Source organism: Limnohabitans sp. (assembly GCF_044361645.1).
In the GTDB taxonomy this organism is placed as follows: Bacteria; Pseudomonadota; Gammaproteobacteria; order Burkholderiales; family Burkholderiaceae_C; genus Limnohabitans_A.
In genome coordinates, this window is the sequence record NZ_JBIKIL010000022.1 from 1 (window position 1) to 15,021 (window position 15,021).

A 15,021-nucleotide genomic window follows, 5' to 3' on the forward strand; every position below is an offset into this window, starting at 1 on the left:
GTTGTCGGCCAGCTCGCTGGTCAGGTTGGTGATGGTGACCACCACGCCGTCCAGGGCTTTTTTCTCTTTGCCCAGCTCTTGGGCTTTTTTGGGGTCGTTCCAGACCGAGGGGTCTTCGAGCGATGCGTTGACGGTTCTCAGCCGTTCAGATTTGGCATCGTAGTCAAAGATACCCCCGTAACTCTTGGGTCCGAGCGCTCAGGTCTGACAAGGTGGTGCCGATTTGGTTGATGTGTTCTGCGTCCATGGGGAAACTCCGGTTCGGTAAACCGGGCATTTTCTCATGACTTGTAGGAACGCCCTGTCTGCATGCATTGTCTTCATGCATTGTTCAGGCGCTGGCGGCTTTTGGCCGTCTTGCTTGTTCGCAGTGGCGTTGGGGGCGCCTGCCGGTGTCAGGATGCTTCGCTCAAAAACCCCTCGATCAACCGGGCCAGCGCCAAGGGTTGGTCGTGGTGCAGCATGTGGCCGGCGTCTTGCACCACCTCGCGCTGCACGCGGGGCACCGAGTTCAGGCGCTCGTGGTACTCGGTCAGGGTGTAACTGCCTTTCCACCATTGACTCAACGAGTCGTCTGAAGCCTGCACCGCCAACAGGGCGGGGCGGATGCGTTGGTACATCTCCAAGGTTTCTTCGACCCGAAAAATGTAGGGGTTGGTCACCTTGTGGGCCGAGTCGCCCAAGATGCGCCACTGCCCATCCTTGCCTTCTTGGGCCCAGTGCTGGGCCAGCCAATCGGCCTTGTCCTGGGGCAGGCGGCGGTTGGTTTTCATGAGCCGGGCGGCCACCCCGGCGGCGTTGGGGTAGGGTTTCAAATCGTGCTGGCCTGCGCGGTGGTCTTTCAGCGCGTCAAGCCACTGCGTCATGCGGCCGGGGGCTTGAGCGGGGCGTGTGGCGGCCAGACCAAAGCCCTCCAAATTGACCAATTTACGCACCCGCTCGGGCCGAGCGGCGGTGTACATCATGACCAAATTGCCCCCCATGCTGTGGCCCACCAGGTCAATGCTTTGCCCGGGGCAAAGCTGGTCGAGCAAGGCATCCAGGTCGCCCAGGTAATCGGGCAGCCAGTAACTGTCGGTGGGCGGCGACTCGGTCAGGCCGTAACCGCGCCAGTCCATGGCGATGATGGGGCGCTGTTGGGCAAAGGCCTCGCTGAGGGCGTCGACCATGAATTGCCACGAGGCGGCCACGTCCATCCAGCCATGCGCCAGCACCAGCGGTGTGGCCCCGTGGGCCAGCTCGGACAGCGGCGCGCCCCAATGGCGCACGTGGTAGCGGCAGCCGCGCAGCGGCACCCATTGGCTGTGTGATTCGCGTAAAACTTGGTACATACTTTGGATCATAAGGAGACACACGATGAGCAACAGTCGCAGCCAGGACCGCACCTGCCCCGCCCCCACAGACGATGACCCCCACACGGATCCAAGCGACCGCTATGCGGCCATCCACCGAGGCTTTGGCTGGCAAGTGCCCAAGCGCTTCAACATGGCGCAAGTGTGTTGTGGGCGTTGGGCAGCGTCACCCTCAACGGCCAAGCGCATCGCCATTCGTGAACATTTGGCAGGCCAGGGCTTGGGGCAAAGCTGGACATTCGGCCAGTTGCAAACGGCGGCCAATCGCCTGAGCCGGGTCCTGAAAGGGCAGGGCGTACAGCGAGGCGACCGGGTGGCGATTGTTTTGCCCCAGCGCTTTGAAACCGCCGTGGCCTACATGGCGGTGCTGCAAATGGGCGCGGTGGCCATGCCGCTGTCCATGCTGTTCGGCCCCGAGGCGCTGGCGTTTCGCATCAACGACAGCCAAGCCCGTGTGGCGGTGTGCGACGAATCCACTGTGCAGGCCTTGCAACAGGCCCGGCCCGACTGCCCTGGTTTGCAAACCCTGATGGGCGTGGGGCAGGCGGGTGCCTTGGCTGATGTGGACTGTGCCCAGGCCATGGCCGCCCAGCCCGACGCATTCAAACCCGTGAACACCTGGGCAGATGACCCGGCGGTGTTGATCTACACCAGCGGCACCACCGGCAACCCCAAGGGCGCACTCATCCCGCACCGGGCGTTGCTGGGCAACCTGACGGGTTTTGTGTGCAGCCAAAACTGGTTTGGCTTTGACCCGGCGCATGCCCGGCGGCCGTCCAAAGCCGTGTTTTGGTCGCCTGCCGATTGGGCCTGGACGGGCGGGCTGATGGACGCTTTGTTGCCCAGCCTGTACTTTGGGCGACCCATCGTGGCCTTCAATGGGCGCTTTTCGCCCGAAGTGGCTTTTGAGATTTTGCAAAGCCACGGCGTGACCCACAGCTTCTTGTTCCCCACGGCCCTCAAAGCCATGATGAAGGCCGTGCCCGACGTGAAAGCCCGTTACCGCCTGCAATTGCAAGCCCTGATGAGCGCAGGCGAAGCGGTGGGTGACGCTGTTTTTGCTTATTGCCAAGCGCAGCTGGGCGTCACGGTGAACGAGATGTTTGGCCAAACCGAGATCAACTATGTGGTGGGCAACTGCACCCGCCTGTGGCCTGCCAAACCCGGCAGCATGGGCAAGGGCTATCCGGGGCACCAAGTGGCGATCATCGACGAGGCGGGGCAACGCTGCCCACCCGGCACACCGGGCGAGGTGGCAGTGAACCGTTTCGATGTGCACGGCCACCCCGACCCGGTGTTCTTTTTGGGTTACTGGAACAACGACCAAGCCACGAAAGCCAAATACACGGGCGATTGGTGCCGCACCGGCGACATGGCCTTCTGCGACGCCGACGGCTACCTCTGGTACCAAGGCCGCACCGACGACATGTTCAAAGCCGCCGGTTACCGCATCGGCCCGGGCGAGATTGAAAACTGTTTGGTGAAACACCCCGCCGTGGCCAATGCGGCGGTGGTGCCCAAGCCCGACCAGGAGCGTGGCGCCGTGGTCAAAGCCTATGTGGTGCTGTCACCCGACTACCAAAACCAGCGCAGCCAAGCAGTCGACCCGGCGGCGTTTGAAGCGGCGCTGCAAAGCGCGCTGCAGCAACACGTCAAAGGCCTGCTCGCGCCCTACGAGTACCCCAAAGAGATCGAGTTCATCGACCAACTGCCCATGACCACCACCGGCAAAGTGCAGCGGCGCATTTTGCGCTTGCAAGAAGAGGCGAGGGCTCAAGGCTGAGCACCCTCTCGCCGTGGATCAGTCAGGGCGGCTTTGTCGCTGCGCAGCCGGTTCACATGCGTTTGATATTTTGAAGAGGCCAGCCGCATCAGTGGGCAGGCCCTTGCATCAGCAACACTGTTCAAAACGCAGCGGTGTTGATTTTCAGCCAAGTAACGCCGGGCTGTTTCTCAACAACGATGCGCTGGCCTTCAAGCCGATAGGTCAATTGGCCGTGGTGCCTTGGGTTGGACAAAACATCGGGGTTCAAGACGACATAGTTCTGCCCTGCCGCATGGCGCACAGATGCCGTCACCAGTCCCGGATGTCCTTCGCGGTGCAGTCTTGCGCCTACCGATTGGGCAGCGCTGTAGTCGGTCTTGTGCATCAGACCTGAATGTGGGGTGGCCAATGGCCGCAAGTCCACCAGCGCCGCATCGCAGGCCACCTCATACAGCTTGCGTTCACCCACGACCTTCTCTTTTTCAAACCCTGCATCGGTCAAAAATCCGCTGAACCAGTGGAAGGCGGTTTCATGCACCGAGGTTTTCACCGTGTCACAGCCATACCAGACCCCAAATGACCCATCAGAAAATCGACTGGCTTGCCAGTGCTTGAAGGGCCAGCCAATCGCATTGAACCATTCGGCATCCTCAAACGCCCGGTGAATGACAGGGTTGAGAGACTGGTACGGCGGTGGTTTCACTTCATCTTCAACTTGTTGCGCAAGTGCCCATTCTTCGGGACTGCTGGTCAAATCATCAAACAGGTCTTGGGGCGATCTGAGAGAAACAATATTGCGAATGACATGGCAGTGAACATCCGTCAGTGTGAGGTGCGAGAACAGCTGCTGCATCAAACGCCACGCGCCCGATCCAGGTAGGCGCGCACCATCAACAAACCAGCAAAACCCCATTCCTTCACGATGTCGACAGGGGTCAGGTTGCCAAATGCTTTGTTGCGTGTGGACATCCAGCGGTACGCCAAGTCACGGTTTTGTGGGAACAGCAGACGCAGATTTTTGTGGATGCCCAGCAGATGGCCGACACGCTCAAACTGATCGCGGCTGGTTCCAATCGGCTCGCCCTTGCGATAGCGGGTCAATGCAGCTCGGTTGCTTGTGGCAAGACCCAAGAGCGCCGCTTGATCTTCGGTGGACAACTTCCAGTGATCCAGCAAGCTCATCACCATTTTGGCCAACGCGCCACGGTCTTGCGATACGGGGGGCTGATGCTCAAGTACGGCTGTCATTTTTGCGCTCCTGTTTGACATTGGATCGGATGAAACAAAGTATAGCGCGCTGATGCTATTGAAACAAAATATGTTTCAATGGTACGGCTTGAAATTGAATTCTAAAGCATTGCCGGATTGTTGGGGCGATTTTCGGCCATCAACACGGTGCTGTACCAAGGTCTTTGATTTGGGCCTGGTAGTCGTCTATCCGAGTCTTGGCCGCTTTGATGCCTTTGGCATAGTGGTTCTCATCGTTGTACGACTGCACACCCCACTCCTTGAGTGTTTCAATTCGCTGTTCCTCGCGCTCGATCAAATAGGTCAGCGCCGTCACCCGTGCCACGTTGGCCTGTTGCACCAGACTGGTCTTGATGAGTTGGATGGTCTAGTCTTGTTGCGTCATGGCCGCAAGCGTCTTTTGCTCAAACTCTGCGTTTTGTCTTTGCTGAAGAATCATCGAGTTGATGGCCATGGCAAGTGCCATGCCTGAAAACAGTGCGTTGATGGCCCCAAAACTGCCGCCAAAGTTGGCCGCTTTGGCAAAGTCGCCTTGCCATAAGGTCTAGCCTGCTGACAGCACCCACAGCAAAATGAAGGTGACGACAAAGGGTCTGAGTCTCATGGAAGTCGAATCTGAAAAATGGTTTCAGTGCAGCTCAGACGCTGACCCGCAGCACTTCTTGAACTTCTTGCCACTGCCGCAGGGGCAGGACTCGTTGCGGCCTACCTTGGTGCGCAAGCGTTGGGACGTTTGCCGCTCGTGGATCGCCTCGCGCAGAGGCAACCAAAAGGCATGGATGTTGACCAAGCTGTCTTCAATCTGCTGGGCCAGCTGTTCCCGCTGCGCGGGGGTTTGGGTCAGTTCGTCCTGATCGGCAGAAAAGCTTTCTTCACCCAGCAAGCCAATGGGTCTGTACCACTGCTGGCCTAGCGGACTGTCGAACAAGGGCTTCCAAGCGGCACGGTTGAGTGCCACACCTGCGGTAAAACCGTGGGCCCAGCTTTCCGCATCCTCAAACTCGCCGATGGCATATTCGTAAGTGTTCCAGTAGGGTGCCACAAAAGCTGGCTTGTGCTCAAAGCCGTGAATGATGCTGTTGTGGTGCCGCATGACCAAGCCCATGATGTGGTTGAGCTGTGCCATGCTGTCCATGGGCGGCATCATGGCGCCGTCTTCGCCCCAGACTTGAGGCAGCCACTGACGGGGCAGGATGGTTTGCGGCCCAATCGCGATGGCGTGCAAATAACCGTCCAAGATGTCCAGCGTCATGGCTTCGTCGTTGTCCACGCCATAAAGCAAAAACTGATCGAGTTCTTCAAGCTCCTCATCGGACAGTGGGCCCATCGTGTCCTGCACTTGTTGGGCTGTGGCTTGAATCTTTTCCTGTGCCAGTGCTTTCAACAAGGCCGGTTCTGCGGCTTGAGCCTCGTTGTGGGCCTTGCTGATGAAGCTGCCAATGCCTTCGGTCTCAATGGCCTTGATGGCTTCTTCAAGCGCCAGCTTGTCCGTTTCGAACAGCTCATCCCACACGGTGGAGGTGCCATGCTCGTCCACCACGTCAAGCAACCAATGGGTGTCTGGCGTGCGGTAGATTTGAATGTCCACGCTGTGGCCGCCAGCGCTGTAGGTCTGCGCCAGTGGGGAGTGGATGATCTCGATGTCGTCGGTCATGTGCAGCATGGTATGCGTTTTTTAATGCGCATCATTTCTCTGCATGGGGCGGATGAGTATTTTCAAAAAGAGTAGATGGGAAGATGGGTGTTGTCTCGGCATGACAAAATAAGCGCGTTTCCTCCAACCCGATTGTCGTCAGCCCACACCATGAAACTCGTTCAGCTCGGCCAGTCCGATTTACACGTCACCCCCATTTGCCTGGGCACCATGACCTTTGGCCAGCAGGTCAACGAAGCCGATTCGCACGCCATCCTTGACCGATCTCTGGCGGCGGGTATCAACTTCATCGACACGGCCGAGATGTACGCCGTGCCTGCTTCGGCCGACACCTGCGGTGCCACCGAAACCTTCATTGGCCACTGGTTTGCCAAGAACCCCGGCGCGCGCGAAAAACTGGTGCTGGCCACCAAGGTGGCGGGCCCGTCTCGCGGCATGCCCTGGATTCGCGAAGGCACGGGCATGACCGGGCAGGACATCTTGACCGCCTGCGACCACAGCCTGCGCCGCCTGCAAACCGATGTGATCGATCTGTACCAGATCCACTGGCCCGAGCGCCATGTGCCGGTGTTTGGCATCACCTATTTCGACCCGACCAAAGACAAGTCGGTCACGTCGATCCACGAACAACTCGAAGCCCTGTCCAAGCTGGTCAAGGCGGGCAAGGTGCGTTACATCGGTTTGTCCAACGAGTCGCCTTATGGCGTGCACGAGTTTGTGCGCTTGGCCGAGCAACACGGCCTGCCGCGTGTGGCCACGGTGCAAAACCCCTATGCGCTGGCCAGCCGCACTTACGACAACGGGCTGGACGAAACTTGCTACCGCTTGAATGTGTCGATGCTGGCGTATTCGCCACTGGGCTTTGGACTGCTCACGGGCAAGTACGACAACACCGACCTGACAGGCCCCCTGGTGCCCGATGGCGGCCGCATTGCCCGCTATGACTCGATGCGCAAGCAGCGCTGGGGCCGTCCCGAGGCCCTGGCCGCCGCTCGCCGCTACAACCAGTTGGCACGTGACCACGGCATGACACCCACGCAAATGGCGCTGGCGTTTTGTTACCACCGCTGGAGTGTGACCAGCACCATCATTGGCGTGACCTCGTTGGCGCAGCTGAACGAAGACCTGGCCGCCTGGGACACGCAGCTCAGCCCTGAAGTGCTCAAAGCCATCGACGCGATCCGCTGGGAGATCCGCGACCCGGCTTTGTGATTCTGGGCGATGGCTAAAAAAGACAGAGTCAGCGAAACCCCCGCCACGGCGTTTTTGCGCCAACACGGGGTGGTTTTCACCGAGCATCCCTATGACTATTTAGAGCACGGCGGTGCCCAGCACAGCGCGCTGGTGCTGGGCATGGACCCGTTTGCCGTGGTCAAGACACTGATCATGCAAGACCAAGACGACAAACCAATGGTGGTGTTGATGCACGGCAACCACAAGGTGTCGACCAAAAGTTTGGCGCGTCAGCTGGGCCTTAAATCGATTGAGCCCTGCGCGCCCGAGGTGGCCAACCGGCACAGCGGCTACCTGGTGGGCGGCACCTCGCCCTTTGCCACGCGCCGCGCCATGCCGGTGTTCATCGAGGCCAGCATTTTGGCCTTGCCGCGCATCTGCATCAACGGCGGCAGGCGCGGTTACTTGGTCGGCATCGACCCGCAGGTTTGTGTGCAACTGCTGGACGCCAAGCCTGTGAACTGCGCGCTGGCAGAATGACGCCCAGATTCAAATCGGGGAGCTTTTGATGGATGTGTGGATGGCCGTGGCCGTGTTGGTGGCCAGTTATTTGCTGGGCTCGCTCAGTTTTGCAGTGATCGTGAGCCGCCTGATGGGCCTGAACGACCCACGCAGTTATGGCAGCAAAAACCCCGGGGCCACCAATGTGCTGCGCTCGGGCAGCAAAAAAGCGGCCATTTTGACTTTGTTGTTGGATGCTGTGAAGGGCTGGGTGCCCGTGGCGCTGGTGCTGAGCTTGGGGCCTGAACACGGCCTGGGTCCGGGCCTGGCTGCGCTGGCAGGCCTGGCCGCATTTTTGGGGCACCTTTACCCGGTGTTTTTCGGTTTTATCGGCGGCAAAGGTGTGGCCACGGCGGTGGGCATGCTGGTGGGGGTGAACGGTGTGCTGGCGCTGGCCACCTTGTTGACATTTGGCATCGTGGTGTATTTCAGCCGTTTCGTCTCGCTGGCGTCGATGGTGGCGGCGGTTTTTGCGCCTGCGTTTTACCTGTTTGGCCACGGCGTGGTTTGGCAAGCCACGGCCACCGAGGTGTTGAGCCTGGCCGTCATGGCCATGCTGCTGGTGTGGCGTCACCGCGAGAACATCGAGCGCTTGTTGGCGGGCACCGAATCCAAACTGGGGCAGAAAAAAACATGAACACAGACATTCAAAGGCTGCATGTGGCGGCGCGCTACAGCGAAGCGGCCATTTTCAACGGCGTGGTGTATCTGGCGGGCATGGTGCCCGAATGCCAAGCCCGCGACATCGCCAGCCAAACGGCGGATGTGCTGCAGCAAATTGAGCGGCGCTTGGCCGAGGCGGGCAGCGACAAGACGCGCATTTTGCGCACCCAAATTTACCTGAAAGACATCCAAGACATCAGCGCCATGAACGCGGTCTGGGACGCGTGGGTGGTGGCGGGCAGCGCGCCCCCGCGCGCCACGGTGCAAGCGGCCTTGGCCGATCCGGCTTACCGGATCGAGGTGGTGGTGACGGCGGCGGTGCATGTGCTGGTCAAGCCAACGGTGAAGTCTTGAGGCGCTTGGCCTGAACTGTCGGCAGGCAAGGGGAAGGCCGCGCAGCGGAGGCAAAAAAAGGGCACCCTGTGGTGCCCTTTTTTTTGACCCAGCCACCTTCAGCGGCTGAGCACTTCCCGTGAGCACTTCACGTGAGCACTTCACGTGAGCACAAGTGCCTCACATGCGCTCAAAAATCGCCGCAATGCCCTGACCGCCGCCGATGCACATGGTGACCAGTGCGTAGCGGCCCTGCACACGTTGCAATTCGTACAAGGCTTTCACGGTGATCAGTGCGCCGGTGGCACCGATGGGGTGGCCCAGCGAAATGCCCGAGCCGTTGGGGTTGACCTTGGCCGGGTCCAGGCCCAGTTCGCGGGTCACGGCGCAGGCCTGGGCGGCAAAGGCTTCGTTGGCCTCGATCACGTCGAGGTCGTTCACCGTGAGGCCGGTTTTCTTCAGAACTGCGTGTGTGGCCGAGATCGGGCCCACGCCCATGATTTTGGGGTCCAGACCGGTGTGGGCGTAACCCACCAAACGGGCCAGGGGCTTGGCACCCCGGGCCTTGGCAACGCCGGCTTCCATCAACACCACGGCGGCGGCCGCGTCGTTGATGCCCGAGGCGTTGCCTGCGGTCACGGTGCCGTTTTCTTTCACGAACACGGGCTTGAGTTTGGCCATGTCTTCGAGCTTGCAGCCGGGGCGAAAGTGCTCGTCGGTGGCATAGGCCACCTCGCCTTTTTTGCTTTTCAGCATGACCGGCATGATCTGGTCTTTGAAGTAACCCGCCGCCGTGGCGCGTTCGGCCCGGTTGTGGCTTTCCACCGCCAGCGCGTCTTGCATTTCGCGGGTGATGCCGTATTGGGCGGCCACGTTTTCGGCGGTGACGCCCATGTGGATGCTGTGGAAGGGGTCGTGCAGTGCGCCCACCACCATGTCCACCATCTTGGTGTCGCCCATGCGGGCACCCCAGCGGGCGCTCAAACTGGCATAAGGGCCACGGCTCATGTTTTCAGCGCCGCCGCCAATGGCGATGTCGCAGTCGCCCAGCAAGATGGACTGGCTGGCGCTGACGATGGCCTGCAGGCCAGAGCCGCACAGGCGGTTGACGTTGAAGGCTGGGGTGCCTTCGGCGCAGCCGCCTTGGATGGCCGCCACGCGCGACAAATACATGTCTTTGGGTTCGGTGTTGACCACATGGCCGAACACCACATGGCCCACATCTTGGCCGTCGGTGCCCGCGCGCGCCAAGGCTTCGCGCACCACTTGGGCGGCCAGCTCGGTGGGGGCGATGTCTTTCAAACTGCCACCATAGGTGCCAATGGCGGTGCGCACACCGCTGACCACAACAACTTCACGGTTCATGAGAAAGTCTCCAATCAAAAAAAGGGAACAAAACGGTTGAAACAAATACAAGATGGGGCAAGCCACACAGTGTCCGGGAGGATGGCTACAAGGGCCTGACAAAACGGACGTAGAAAAACAGGCGCAAAAAGCGCGTGTAAAAAGCGCGTGCAGAAACCGTGTGCAGACCGGTGCGGGGCCAGCTTCAGCCCCCGAAGAACCTCAGCCCCGCACGTCGGCCACAGGCGTTTGGCCAAAATCGGGCCGGGCCAAAAAGCGCAGCACCTGCGCTGCGGCCTGCTCAGGCGAGCTGAGTTGGCCTTGGGCCTTGAGCTGCAAAAACTTGCCTTGGTTGGGAAAGCCTTCGCTGGCCGCAGCGCGCATTTGCACCTGCATGTCGGTGTCGATCACGCCCGGCGCCAGCGAGCAGACTTGGGCCCCGTGGCTGTGCAGGGCTTCTTCCAGTGCCAAGCAGCGGGTGAAATGGTCCATGCCCGCTTTGGCCGCGCAATAGGCCGCTTGCGAGGCCATGGGGTAACGGCCCAGGCCCGATGAAATGTTGAGCACTTTGCGCGGCAGGGCCCAAGCCTGTGTGGCCTCTAAAAAAGCCGCGCACAAGGCCATGGGCGCTTCCAGGCCCACGCGCAGGGCCTGCGCCAAATCGGCCGGGCGGGCCTGGCGCAACGGCACGATGGGCGGGATCACACCGGCGTTGTTGAGCAAGCTGGCGCTGGCGAAATCCGCCGGGTTTTGGGCTTGCAACCAGGTGCGCAGGCGCGTACTGGCCTGTTCGCCGTCGGCCAAATCTTGTGTCCACTGGGTCAGCGGCACCTGGGCTTGTTGCGCGGCGGCTTGCAAGGCGGGGTTGTTGTGGCGCGAGATGCACAGCAGGTGGTGGCCCGGCTGCAGCAGTTGCTGGGCCATGGCCAGGCCCATGCCGCGTGAGGCGCCGGTGAGGATGTAGAGGTGGTTTTTCATGATCCGCATGTTAGCGGCGATTTCAGCGCGTGCTGGCCGCCCGAATGCGGTTGACCTGCAAGGGGGTGACCTCGGCCGCTTGGTTGCCCCATTGGGTGCGCAGGTGGGTGAGCACCGCAGCTGTGTCGCGGTCGCCCAACTCCAGCACCGCAGGCGGCATGCCAAAGGGCCTGGGGTGGCCTTGTGTGGCGGGGCCGTAGCCGCCGTACAGCACCAGCTGCACCAGGTTGGCGGGGTCCTTGAGCAACACGGCGCGGTTGCCTGCCAAGGCCGGGTAGGCCACTTCGCCAGCGGCGGTTTTGACGCCTTCGCCTTGCTCACCGTGGCATTGCAGGCATTGGCGCTCGTAGACCTTGGCACCTAGCTGGGCCACTTGCAGCGTGACCTGGGCGGGCTTGGCCGCAGCGGCCTTTGTGGGGGCCACAGCTTGTGCTTGGGACTGCAAATACAGCGCCATGGCGTGCAGGTCGGCCTCGGTGAGGTGTTGCAGGCTGTGCTGCACCACTTCGCCCATGGGGCCGTTGGTTTGTGCGGTGCTTGACGCGCCGGTGCGCAGCAGGCGCACGATTTCGGGCAGGGGCGTGCTGGCCAGGCCGGTCTCAAGGTCCTGCGTCAGGTCGGGGGCGTACCAGTTGACCACGGGCATGAGGCCACCCGACAAATCGCTGACGGGCCCGCTGGCACCCAGTGCGTTGCGCGGGCTGTGGCAGGCGGCGCAGTGGCCCAGGCCCTGCACCAAATACGCGCCCCGGTTCCAGTCTGGGTTTTGGCCCGGGTCGGGCTGAAAAGGGCTGGGCTGAAAGTACAGGCTGCGCCACACGGCCAAAGCCGCTTGCGTGCCCAAGGGCCAAACCAAGCTGTGGGCGGGCTGGGCCTGCGCCACCGGGGGCAGGGTGCTCAGCCAGGCGAACACCGCGTCGCTGTCTTCGCGGCTGACCACGCTGGTGTGGTTGTACGGAAAAGCCGGGCTCAGCAAACGCCCCCCTTTGGCGCGGCCCAAGTGCATGGCCTGCCAAAAGTCGTGCGCGCTCCAGGCCCCCAAGCCGGTGTCGGGGTCGGGTGTGAGGTTGCTGCTGTACACCCCGCCAAACGGCGTGTCGATGCGCCGCCCGCCTGCAAACGGCGTGCCGCCTCGGCTGGTGTGGCAGGCCATGCAGTTGCCCGCCAGCGCCAAGTAGCGGCCTTGTTCAATGGTGGCTTCGGTGCTTTTTGCCGTTGCAACAGGCCTGTCTGGGGCGGTGAGCAGCAGATCGCCCCAGTTGTCCAGCACCACAGCGATGGCCAGCACGATCAGGCTCAACAGCGAGACCCATGCCAGTCGACGGCCGGGGTGCATGGCCAGCAGTTTTTTCATGGCGGCGTTCTTCGTGACGGTATTCATCATGGTCTGCCACCTGCGGGTGCTGTGCGCGAGAGGGACAGTTCGGGCGCGCTGCCGCAGCGCAAAGCCTGCGGCAAAGCCGGCCCGGCTGGGGGGTGCTGTGCGGGTGTGGTGTCGGCGGGCAGCGGCTGGCGGGCCAACCAACTGGACACCGCGATCAGGTCTTGCGCCGGCATGCGGCGCACGATCTCGGCCATGCAGTCGGGCGCGTGGGCACGGCGCTGGCCGGTTTGCCAAGCGCCCAGTTGGGCGTTCAGGTAGTCCAGCGGCAAGCCCAGCAGGCCCGGCACATGGGGCTGCACACCGGTCAGGCGCACGCCGTGGCATTGGGTGCAGGCGGGCAGGCCACGCGTGGCGTCGCCTTGTGTGACCAGTTGCTGGCCTTTGGCCAAGCGTTCGGGGCTGATGGTGTTGTTCGCCGTGGGCGCGGGGTAGGGCAGTTGCAGGTCGGCAAAGTACTGCGCCATCTCGCCCAAGTAGGCGTCGGTCAAGGGGTCAACCATGCGGGCCATCAGCTCGTAATGGCGGCGGCCCTGGGCGAAATTGCGCAGTTGGTTGTGCAAATAACCGGCCGGTTTGCCCGCCAAACGGGGGTAATAACCGTCTGGCCCGGCACGGCCTAGCGCGCCATGGCAAGCGGTGCAGGCGCGGGTGCGCTCGGCCATGTCGTCGGCAAAGCGGGCAGGCGCGGGGGTTTGGGCGCTGAGCGGCAACACAAAAAATGCTGCAAAAAGGGCTGCAAAAAGGGCCGCCGCAGCCCGCAGCAGGGGTTTGCACAAGCGGCTTGTACAGCGGTGCCAACGGGGGGTGGTGCTTGGGGATGACAGCGCGGCAAGCCATGGCATCCCTGAATTCATGCGGCTCAAAAACTTGCTCATCGTTTGAAGATAACCGAAGCGGCGACAATACCGGGCTTTGCGCTGAAAGCCCACGCTTTTCAGGCGTCTTGTTTTCCCCATCCTTTGTTCAAGCCATGTCCGATATCCAAGTTCGATTCGCTACCCTCAAAGACGCCCCCGCCGTGGCCGCATTGCATGTGAGCGCCTGCCGCACCGCCTATGCCGGTCAAGTGCCCGACACCCACTGGGACGCCACGCCCATGCCCAAACGCGTGTCGTTTTGGAAAGAGGCCATCGAGTACGGCGAGCCCCAAGTGGTGGTGGCGGTCGATGGATCAGAGGTCGTGGGCTTTGTGGGTTTTGACCGTTCGCGTGACCCCAAGTCGAAAAACACCACGGGCGAGATTTGGGCCATTTATGCAGCGCCCGATCGCATTGGCCAGGGCATCGGCCTGGCCTTGTGGGACGCTGCACGCGAAGGCCTGGAAGAAGAAGGCTGCATCGACGTGACGGTGTGGCTGCCTTTGCTGCACGAATCCACCTTGCGTTTTCACGACTTGGCCGGTTTCAAACGCGAGATGAACACCGCCCGCACCGTGCCGCTGGGCGGCGTGAAGGTGGAAGAAGTTCGCCTCAAGCGCAAGCTGGGCTGAACCACAGACCGCCACTGTCAGACGCTCATGCACATCATGTTGGCCCCCATGGAGGGCTTGCTCGACCACAGCTTGCGCGATGTGCTCACACGTGTGGGTGGGGTGCACGAGTGCGTGTCTGAGTTCATCCGCGTGACCAACACCGTTTTGCCGCGCCGCGCTTTCATTCGGGTCGCACCAGAATTGTTGAACCGCAGTCGCACGCCCGCTGGGGTGCCGGTCAAGGTGCAATTGCTCGGTTCTGACCCGCTGTGCTTGGCCGACAATGCTGCCGCTTTGGCCGAGTTACAACCCCATGGCATTGATTTGAATTTTGGTTGCCCGGCCAAGACCGTGAACCAGCACCGGGGTGGCGCGGTGTTGTTGGACGAGCCAGACTTGGTGGGGCTGATCGTGGCAGCGGTTCGCCGTGCGGTGCCTGCGCACATTCCGGTCTCGGCCAAAATGCGCCTGGGTTTTAACGACGACAGCCGAGCCGAAGACTGCGCCCAAGCCATCGAGGCGGCCGGGGCCAGCGAACTGGTGGTGCATGCCCGCACCAAGGCGCACGGCTATCGCCCCCCCGCTTACTGGGACCGCATTGCCGACTTGCGCCAGCATGTGCGCTTGCCCATCGTGGCCAATGGCGAAATTTGGACGGTGGCGGATGCGCTGCGTTGCCAAGAGGTCACAGGCTGCGACCGCCTGATGATCGGGCGCGGTATGGTCAGCGACCCGGGGCTGGCGCTGGCCATTGCGCAGCAACAAGCCACGGGGCAAAGCCGCGCGCCTGGCCAAGACCTGCCCTGGTCCACGCTGGTGGTGTTGATGCGGGTGTTTTGGCTGGGCGTGAGCGCCCGCGTGGCCACGCGGCACCGGGCGGGGCGGCTCAAGCAATGGCTCAATTACATGCGCCGTGTCTACCCCGAGGCCCAGCAAGCCTTTGATGTGCTGCGTTTGGTGCACGACACGGCGCACATCGAGCGCTGGCTGGCGCACAACACAGACGCGCCTCAAGCGCCACCGGCCCCCACACTTGAACCTGTGCCTGGGCTGTCGCTGCCCACAACCACAGCGCCAACGCCGGTGTTCTGAGCC

At 61.8% G+C, this 15,021-nt stretch carries 16 protein-coding genes and 1 pseudogene; 7 read left to right on the forward strand and 10 right to left on the reverse strand.

Annotated elements, in window-relative coordinates:
• Window positions 1-247: pseudogene (gene prfB, locus ACIQ39_RS05225) on the reverse strand (peptide chain release factor 2); the annotation flags it as partial.
• A 148-nt stretch (window positions 248-395) separates the two neighbouring features.
• Window positions 396-1,331, reverse strand: coding sequence for an alpha/beta fold hydrolase (locus tag ACIQ39_RS05230; protein ID WP_396433551.1), 936 nt, complete (start codon window positions 1,329-1,331; stop codon window positions 396-398).
• 25 nt (window positions 1,332-1,356) lie between these two features.
• Here ACIQ39_RS05230 and ACIQ39_RS05235 point away from each other — a divergent pair, with 25 nt between their 5' ends.
• The gene (locus ACIQ39_RS05235; protein WP_396433552.1) at window positions 1,357-3,135 is read left to right on the forward strand and encodes an acyl-CoA synthetase; all 1,779 of its coding nucleotides are present in this window, start codon (window positions 1,357-1,359) and stop codon (window positions 3,133-3,135) included.
• A 121-nt stretch (window positions 3,136-3,256) separates the two neighbouring features.
• Here the strand turns inward: ACIQ39_RS05235 and ACIQ39_RS05240 are convergent, their stop codons facing one another.
• The 4 genes from ACIQ39_RS05240 to ACIQ39_RS05255 all read right to left on the reverse strand — a co-directional run bounded on the left by ACIQ39_RS05240 (window position 3,257) and on the right by ACIQ39_RS05255 (window position 6,028).
• On the reverse strand, window positions 3,257-3,970 hold the full coding sequence (locus ACIQ39_RS05240) for an RES family NAD+ phosphorylase (protein ID WP_396433583.1): 714 nt from the start codon (window positions 3,968-3,970) through the stop codon (window positions 3,257-3,259).
• Window positions 3,970-4,365: an antitoxin Xre/MbcA/ParS toxin-binding domain-containing protein gene (locus tag ACIQ39_RS05245; RefSeq protein ID WP_396433553.1), complete on the reverse strand. Its 396-nt coding sequence runs from the start codon at window positions 4,363-4,365 to the stop codon at window positions 3,970-3,972. Before ACIQ39_RS05245 ends, ACIQ39_RS05240 begins: the two co-directional genes overlap by 1 nt.
• Before the next feature lie 139 nt (window positions 4,366-4,504).
• Window positions 4,505-4,705: a hypothetical protein gene (locus ACIQ39_RS05250; protein WP_396433554.1), complete on the reverse strand. Its 201-nt coding sequence runs from the start codon at window positions 4,703-4,705 to the stop codon at window positions 4,505-4,507.
• A 288-nt stretch (window positions 4,706-4,993) separates the two neighbouring features.
• Window positions 4,994-6,028: a UPF0149 family protein gene (locus ACIQ39_RS05255; RefSeq protein ID WP_396433555.1), complete on the reverse strand. Its 1,035-nt coding sequence runs from the start codon at window positions 6,026-6,028 to the stop codon at window positions 4,994-4,996.
• A gap of 141 nt (window positions 6,029-6,169) precedes the next feature.
• On the opposite strand from ACIQ39_RS05255, the gene ACIQ39_RS05260 reads away from it, so the two are divergent.
• The 4 genes from ACIQ39_RS05260 to ACIQ39_RS05275 are packed head-to-tail and all read left to right on the forward strand — an operon-like array spanning window position 6,170 to window position 8,770.
• Window positions 6,170-7,231, forward strand: coding sequence for an aldo/keto reductase (locus tag ACIQ39_RS05260; protein ID WP_396433556.1), 1,062 nt, complete (start codon window positions 6,170-6,172; stop codon window positions 7,229-7,231).
• Window positions 7,232-7,240: 9 nt separating this feature from the next.
• The gene (locus tag ACIQ39_RS05265) at window positions 7,241-7,732 is read left to right on the forward strand and encodes an aminoacyl-tRNA deacylase (protein WP_396433557.1); all 492 of its coding nucleotides are present in this window, start codon (window positions 7,241-7,243) and stop codon (window positions 7,730-7,732) included.
• A 28-nt stretch (window positions 7,733-7,760) separates the two neighbouring features.
• Window positions 7,761-8,390, forward strand: coding sequence for a glycerol-3-phosphate 1-O-acyltransferase PlsY (plsY, locus tag ACIQ39_RS05270; protein ID WP_396433558.1), 630 nt, complete (start codon window positions 7,761-7,763; stop codon window positions 8,388-8,390).
• The gene (locus ACIQ39_RS05275; protein WP_396433559.1) at window positions 8,387-8,770 is read left to right on the forward strand and encodes a RidA family protein; all 384 of its coding nucleotides are present in this window, start codon (window positions 8,387-8,389) and stop codon (window positions 8,768-8,770) included. The genes plsY and ACIQ39_RS05275 overlap by 4 nt, the downstream gene beginning before the upstream one ends.
• Window positions 8,771-8,929: 159 nt before the next feature.
• Here ACIQ39_RS05275 and bktB read toward each other — a convergent pair whose 3' ends face one another.
• The 4 genes from bktB to ACIQ39_RS05295 all read right to left on the reverse strand — a co-directional run bounded on the left by bktB (window position 8,930) and on the right by ACIQ39_RS05295 (window position 13,231).
• Window positions 8,930-10,114: a beta-ketothiolase BktB gene (gene bktB, locus ACIQ39_RS05280; RefSeq protein ID WP_396433560.1), complete on the reverse strand. Its 1,185-nt coding sequence runs from the start codon at window positions 10,112-10,114 to the stop codon at window positions 8,930-8,932.
• A gap of 201 nt (window positions 10,115-10,315) precedes the next feature.
• The gene (locus ACIQ39_RS05285) at window positions 10,316-11,071 is read right to left on the reverse strand and encodes an SDR family NAD(P)-dependent oxidoreductase (RefSeq protein ID WP_396433561.1); all 756 of its coding nucleotides are present in this window, start codon (window positions 11,069-11,071) and stop codon (window positions 10,316-10,318) included.
• Between the two features lie 22 nt (window positions 11,072-11,093).
• Complete coding sequence (locus ACIQ39_RS05290) at window positions 11,094-12,452, reverse strand: c-type cytochrome (RefSeq protein WP_396433584.1); 1,359 nt, start codon at window positions 12,450-12,452, stop codon at window positions 11,094-11,096.
• A complete protein-coding gene (locus ACIQ39_RS05295; protein ID WP_396433562.1) occupies window positions 12,452-13,231 on the reverse strand; it encodes a c-type cytochrome in 780 nt (259 codons plus the stop codon). Before ACIQ39_RS05295 ends, ACIQ39_RS05290 begins: the two co-directional genes overlap by 1 nt.
• A 194-nt stretch (window positions 13,232-13,425) precedes the next feature.
• On the opposite strand from ACIQ39_RS05295, the gene ACIQ39_RS05300 reads away from it, so the two are divergent.
• Window positions 13,426-13,944 carry a GNAT family N-acetyltransferase gene (locus tag ACIQ39_RS05300; protein WP_396433563.1) on the forward strand — a complete coding sequence of 173 codons (519 nt, stop codon included), beginning with the start codon at window positions 13,426-13,428 and terminating at the stop codon, window positions 13,942-13,944.
• 27 nt (window positions 13,945-13,971) lie between these two features.
• Window positions 13,972-15,018, forward strand: coding sequence for a tRNA dihydrouridine synthase (locus tag ACIQ39_RS05305; protein ID WP_396433564.1), 1,047 nt, complete (start codon window positions 13,972-13,974; stop codon window positions 15,016-15,018).
• The last annotated feature ends 3 nt before the right edge of the window (window positions 15,019-15,021 follow it).

Excerpts from the sequence above, each read along its gene's own strand:
- ACIQ39_RS05300 (WP_396433563.1), top strand. The coding sequence starts at position 13,426 with ATGTCCGATATCCAAGTTCGATTCGCTACCCTCAAAGACGCCCCCGCC.
- plsY (WP_396433558.1), top strand. The coding sequence starts at position 7,761 with ATGGATGTGTGGATGGCCGTGGCCGTGTTGGTGGCCAGTTATTTGCTG.
- ACIQ39_RS05260 (WP_396433556.1), top strand. The coding sequence starts at position 6,170 with ATGAAACTCGTTCAGCTCGGCCAGTCCGATTTACACGTCACCCCCATT.
- ACIQ39_RS05285 (WP_396433561.1), bottom strand. The coding sequence starts at position 11,071 with ATGAAAAACCACCTCTACATCCTCACCGGCGCCTCACGCGGCATGGGC.
- ACIQ39_RS05230 (WP_396433551.1), bottom strand. The coding sequence starts at position 1,331 with ATGTACCAAGTTTTACGCGAATCACACAGCCAATGGGTGCCGCTGCGC.
- ACIQ39_RS05305 (WP_396433564.1), top strand. The coding sequence starts at position 13,972 with ATGCACATCATGTTGGCCCCCATGGAGGGCTTGCTCGACCACAGCTTG.
- bktB (WP_396433560.1), bottom strand. The coding sequence starts at position 10,114 with ATGAACCGTGAAGTTGTTGTGGTCAGCGGTGTGCGCACCGCCATTGGC.
- ACIQ39_RS05245 (WP_396433553.1), bottom strand. The coding sequence starts at position 4,365 with ATGACAGCCGTACTTGAGCATCAGCCCCCCGTATCGCAAGACCGTGGC.
- ACIQ39_RS05265 (WP_396433557.1), top strand. The coding sequence starts at position 7,241 with ATGGCTAAAAAAGACAGAGTCAGCGAAACCCCCGCCACGGCGTTTTTG.
- ACIQ39_RS05290 (WP_396433584.1), bottom strand. The coding sequence starts at position 12,452 with ATGAATACCGTCACGAAGAACGCCGCCATGAAAAAACTGCTGGCCATG.
- ACIQ39_RS05235 (WP_396433552.1), top strand. The coding sequence starts at position 1,357 with ATGAGCAACAGTCGCAGCCAGGACCGCACCTGCCCCGCCCCCACAGAC.
- ACIQ39_RS05275 (WP_396433559.1), top strand. The coding sequence starts at position 8,387 with ATGAACACAGACATTCAAAGGCTGCATGTGGCGGCGCGCTACAGCGAA.
- ACIQ39_RS05240 (WP_396433583.1), bottom strand. The coding sequence starts at position 3,970 with ATGCAGCAGCTGTTCTCGCACCTCACACTGACGGATGTTCACTGCCAT.
- ACIQ39_RS05255 (WP_396433555.1), bottom strand. The coding sequence starts at position 6,028 with ATGCTGCACATGACCGACGACATCGAGATCATCCACTCCCCACTGGCG.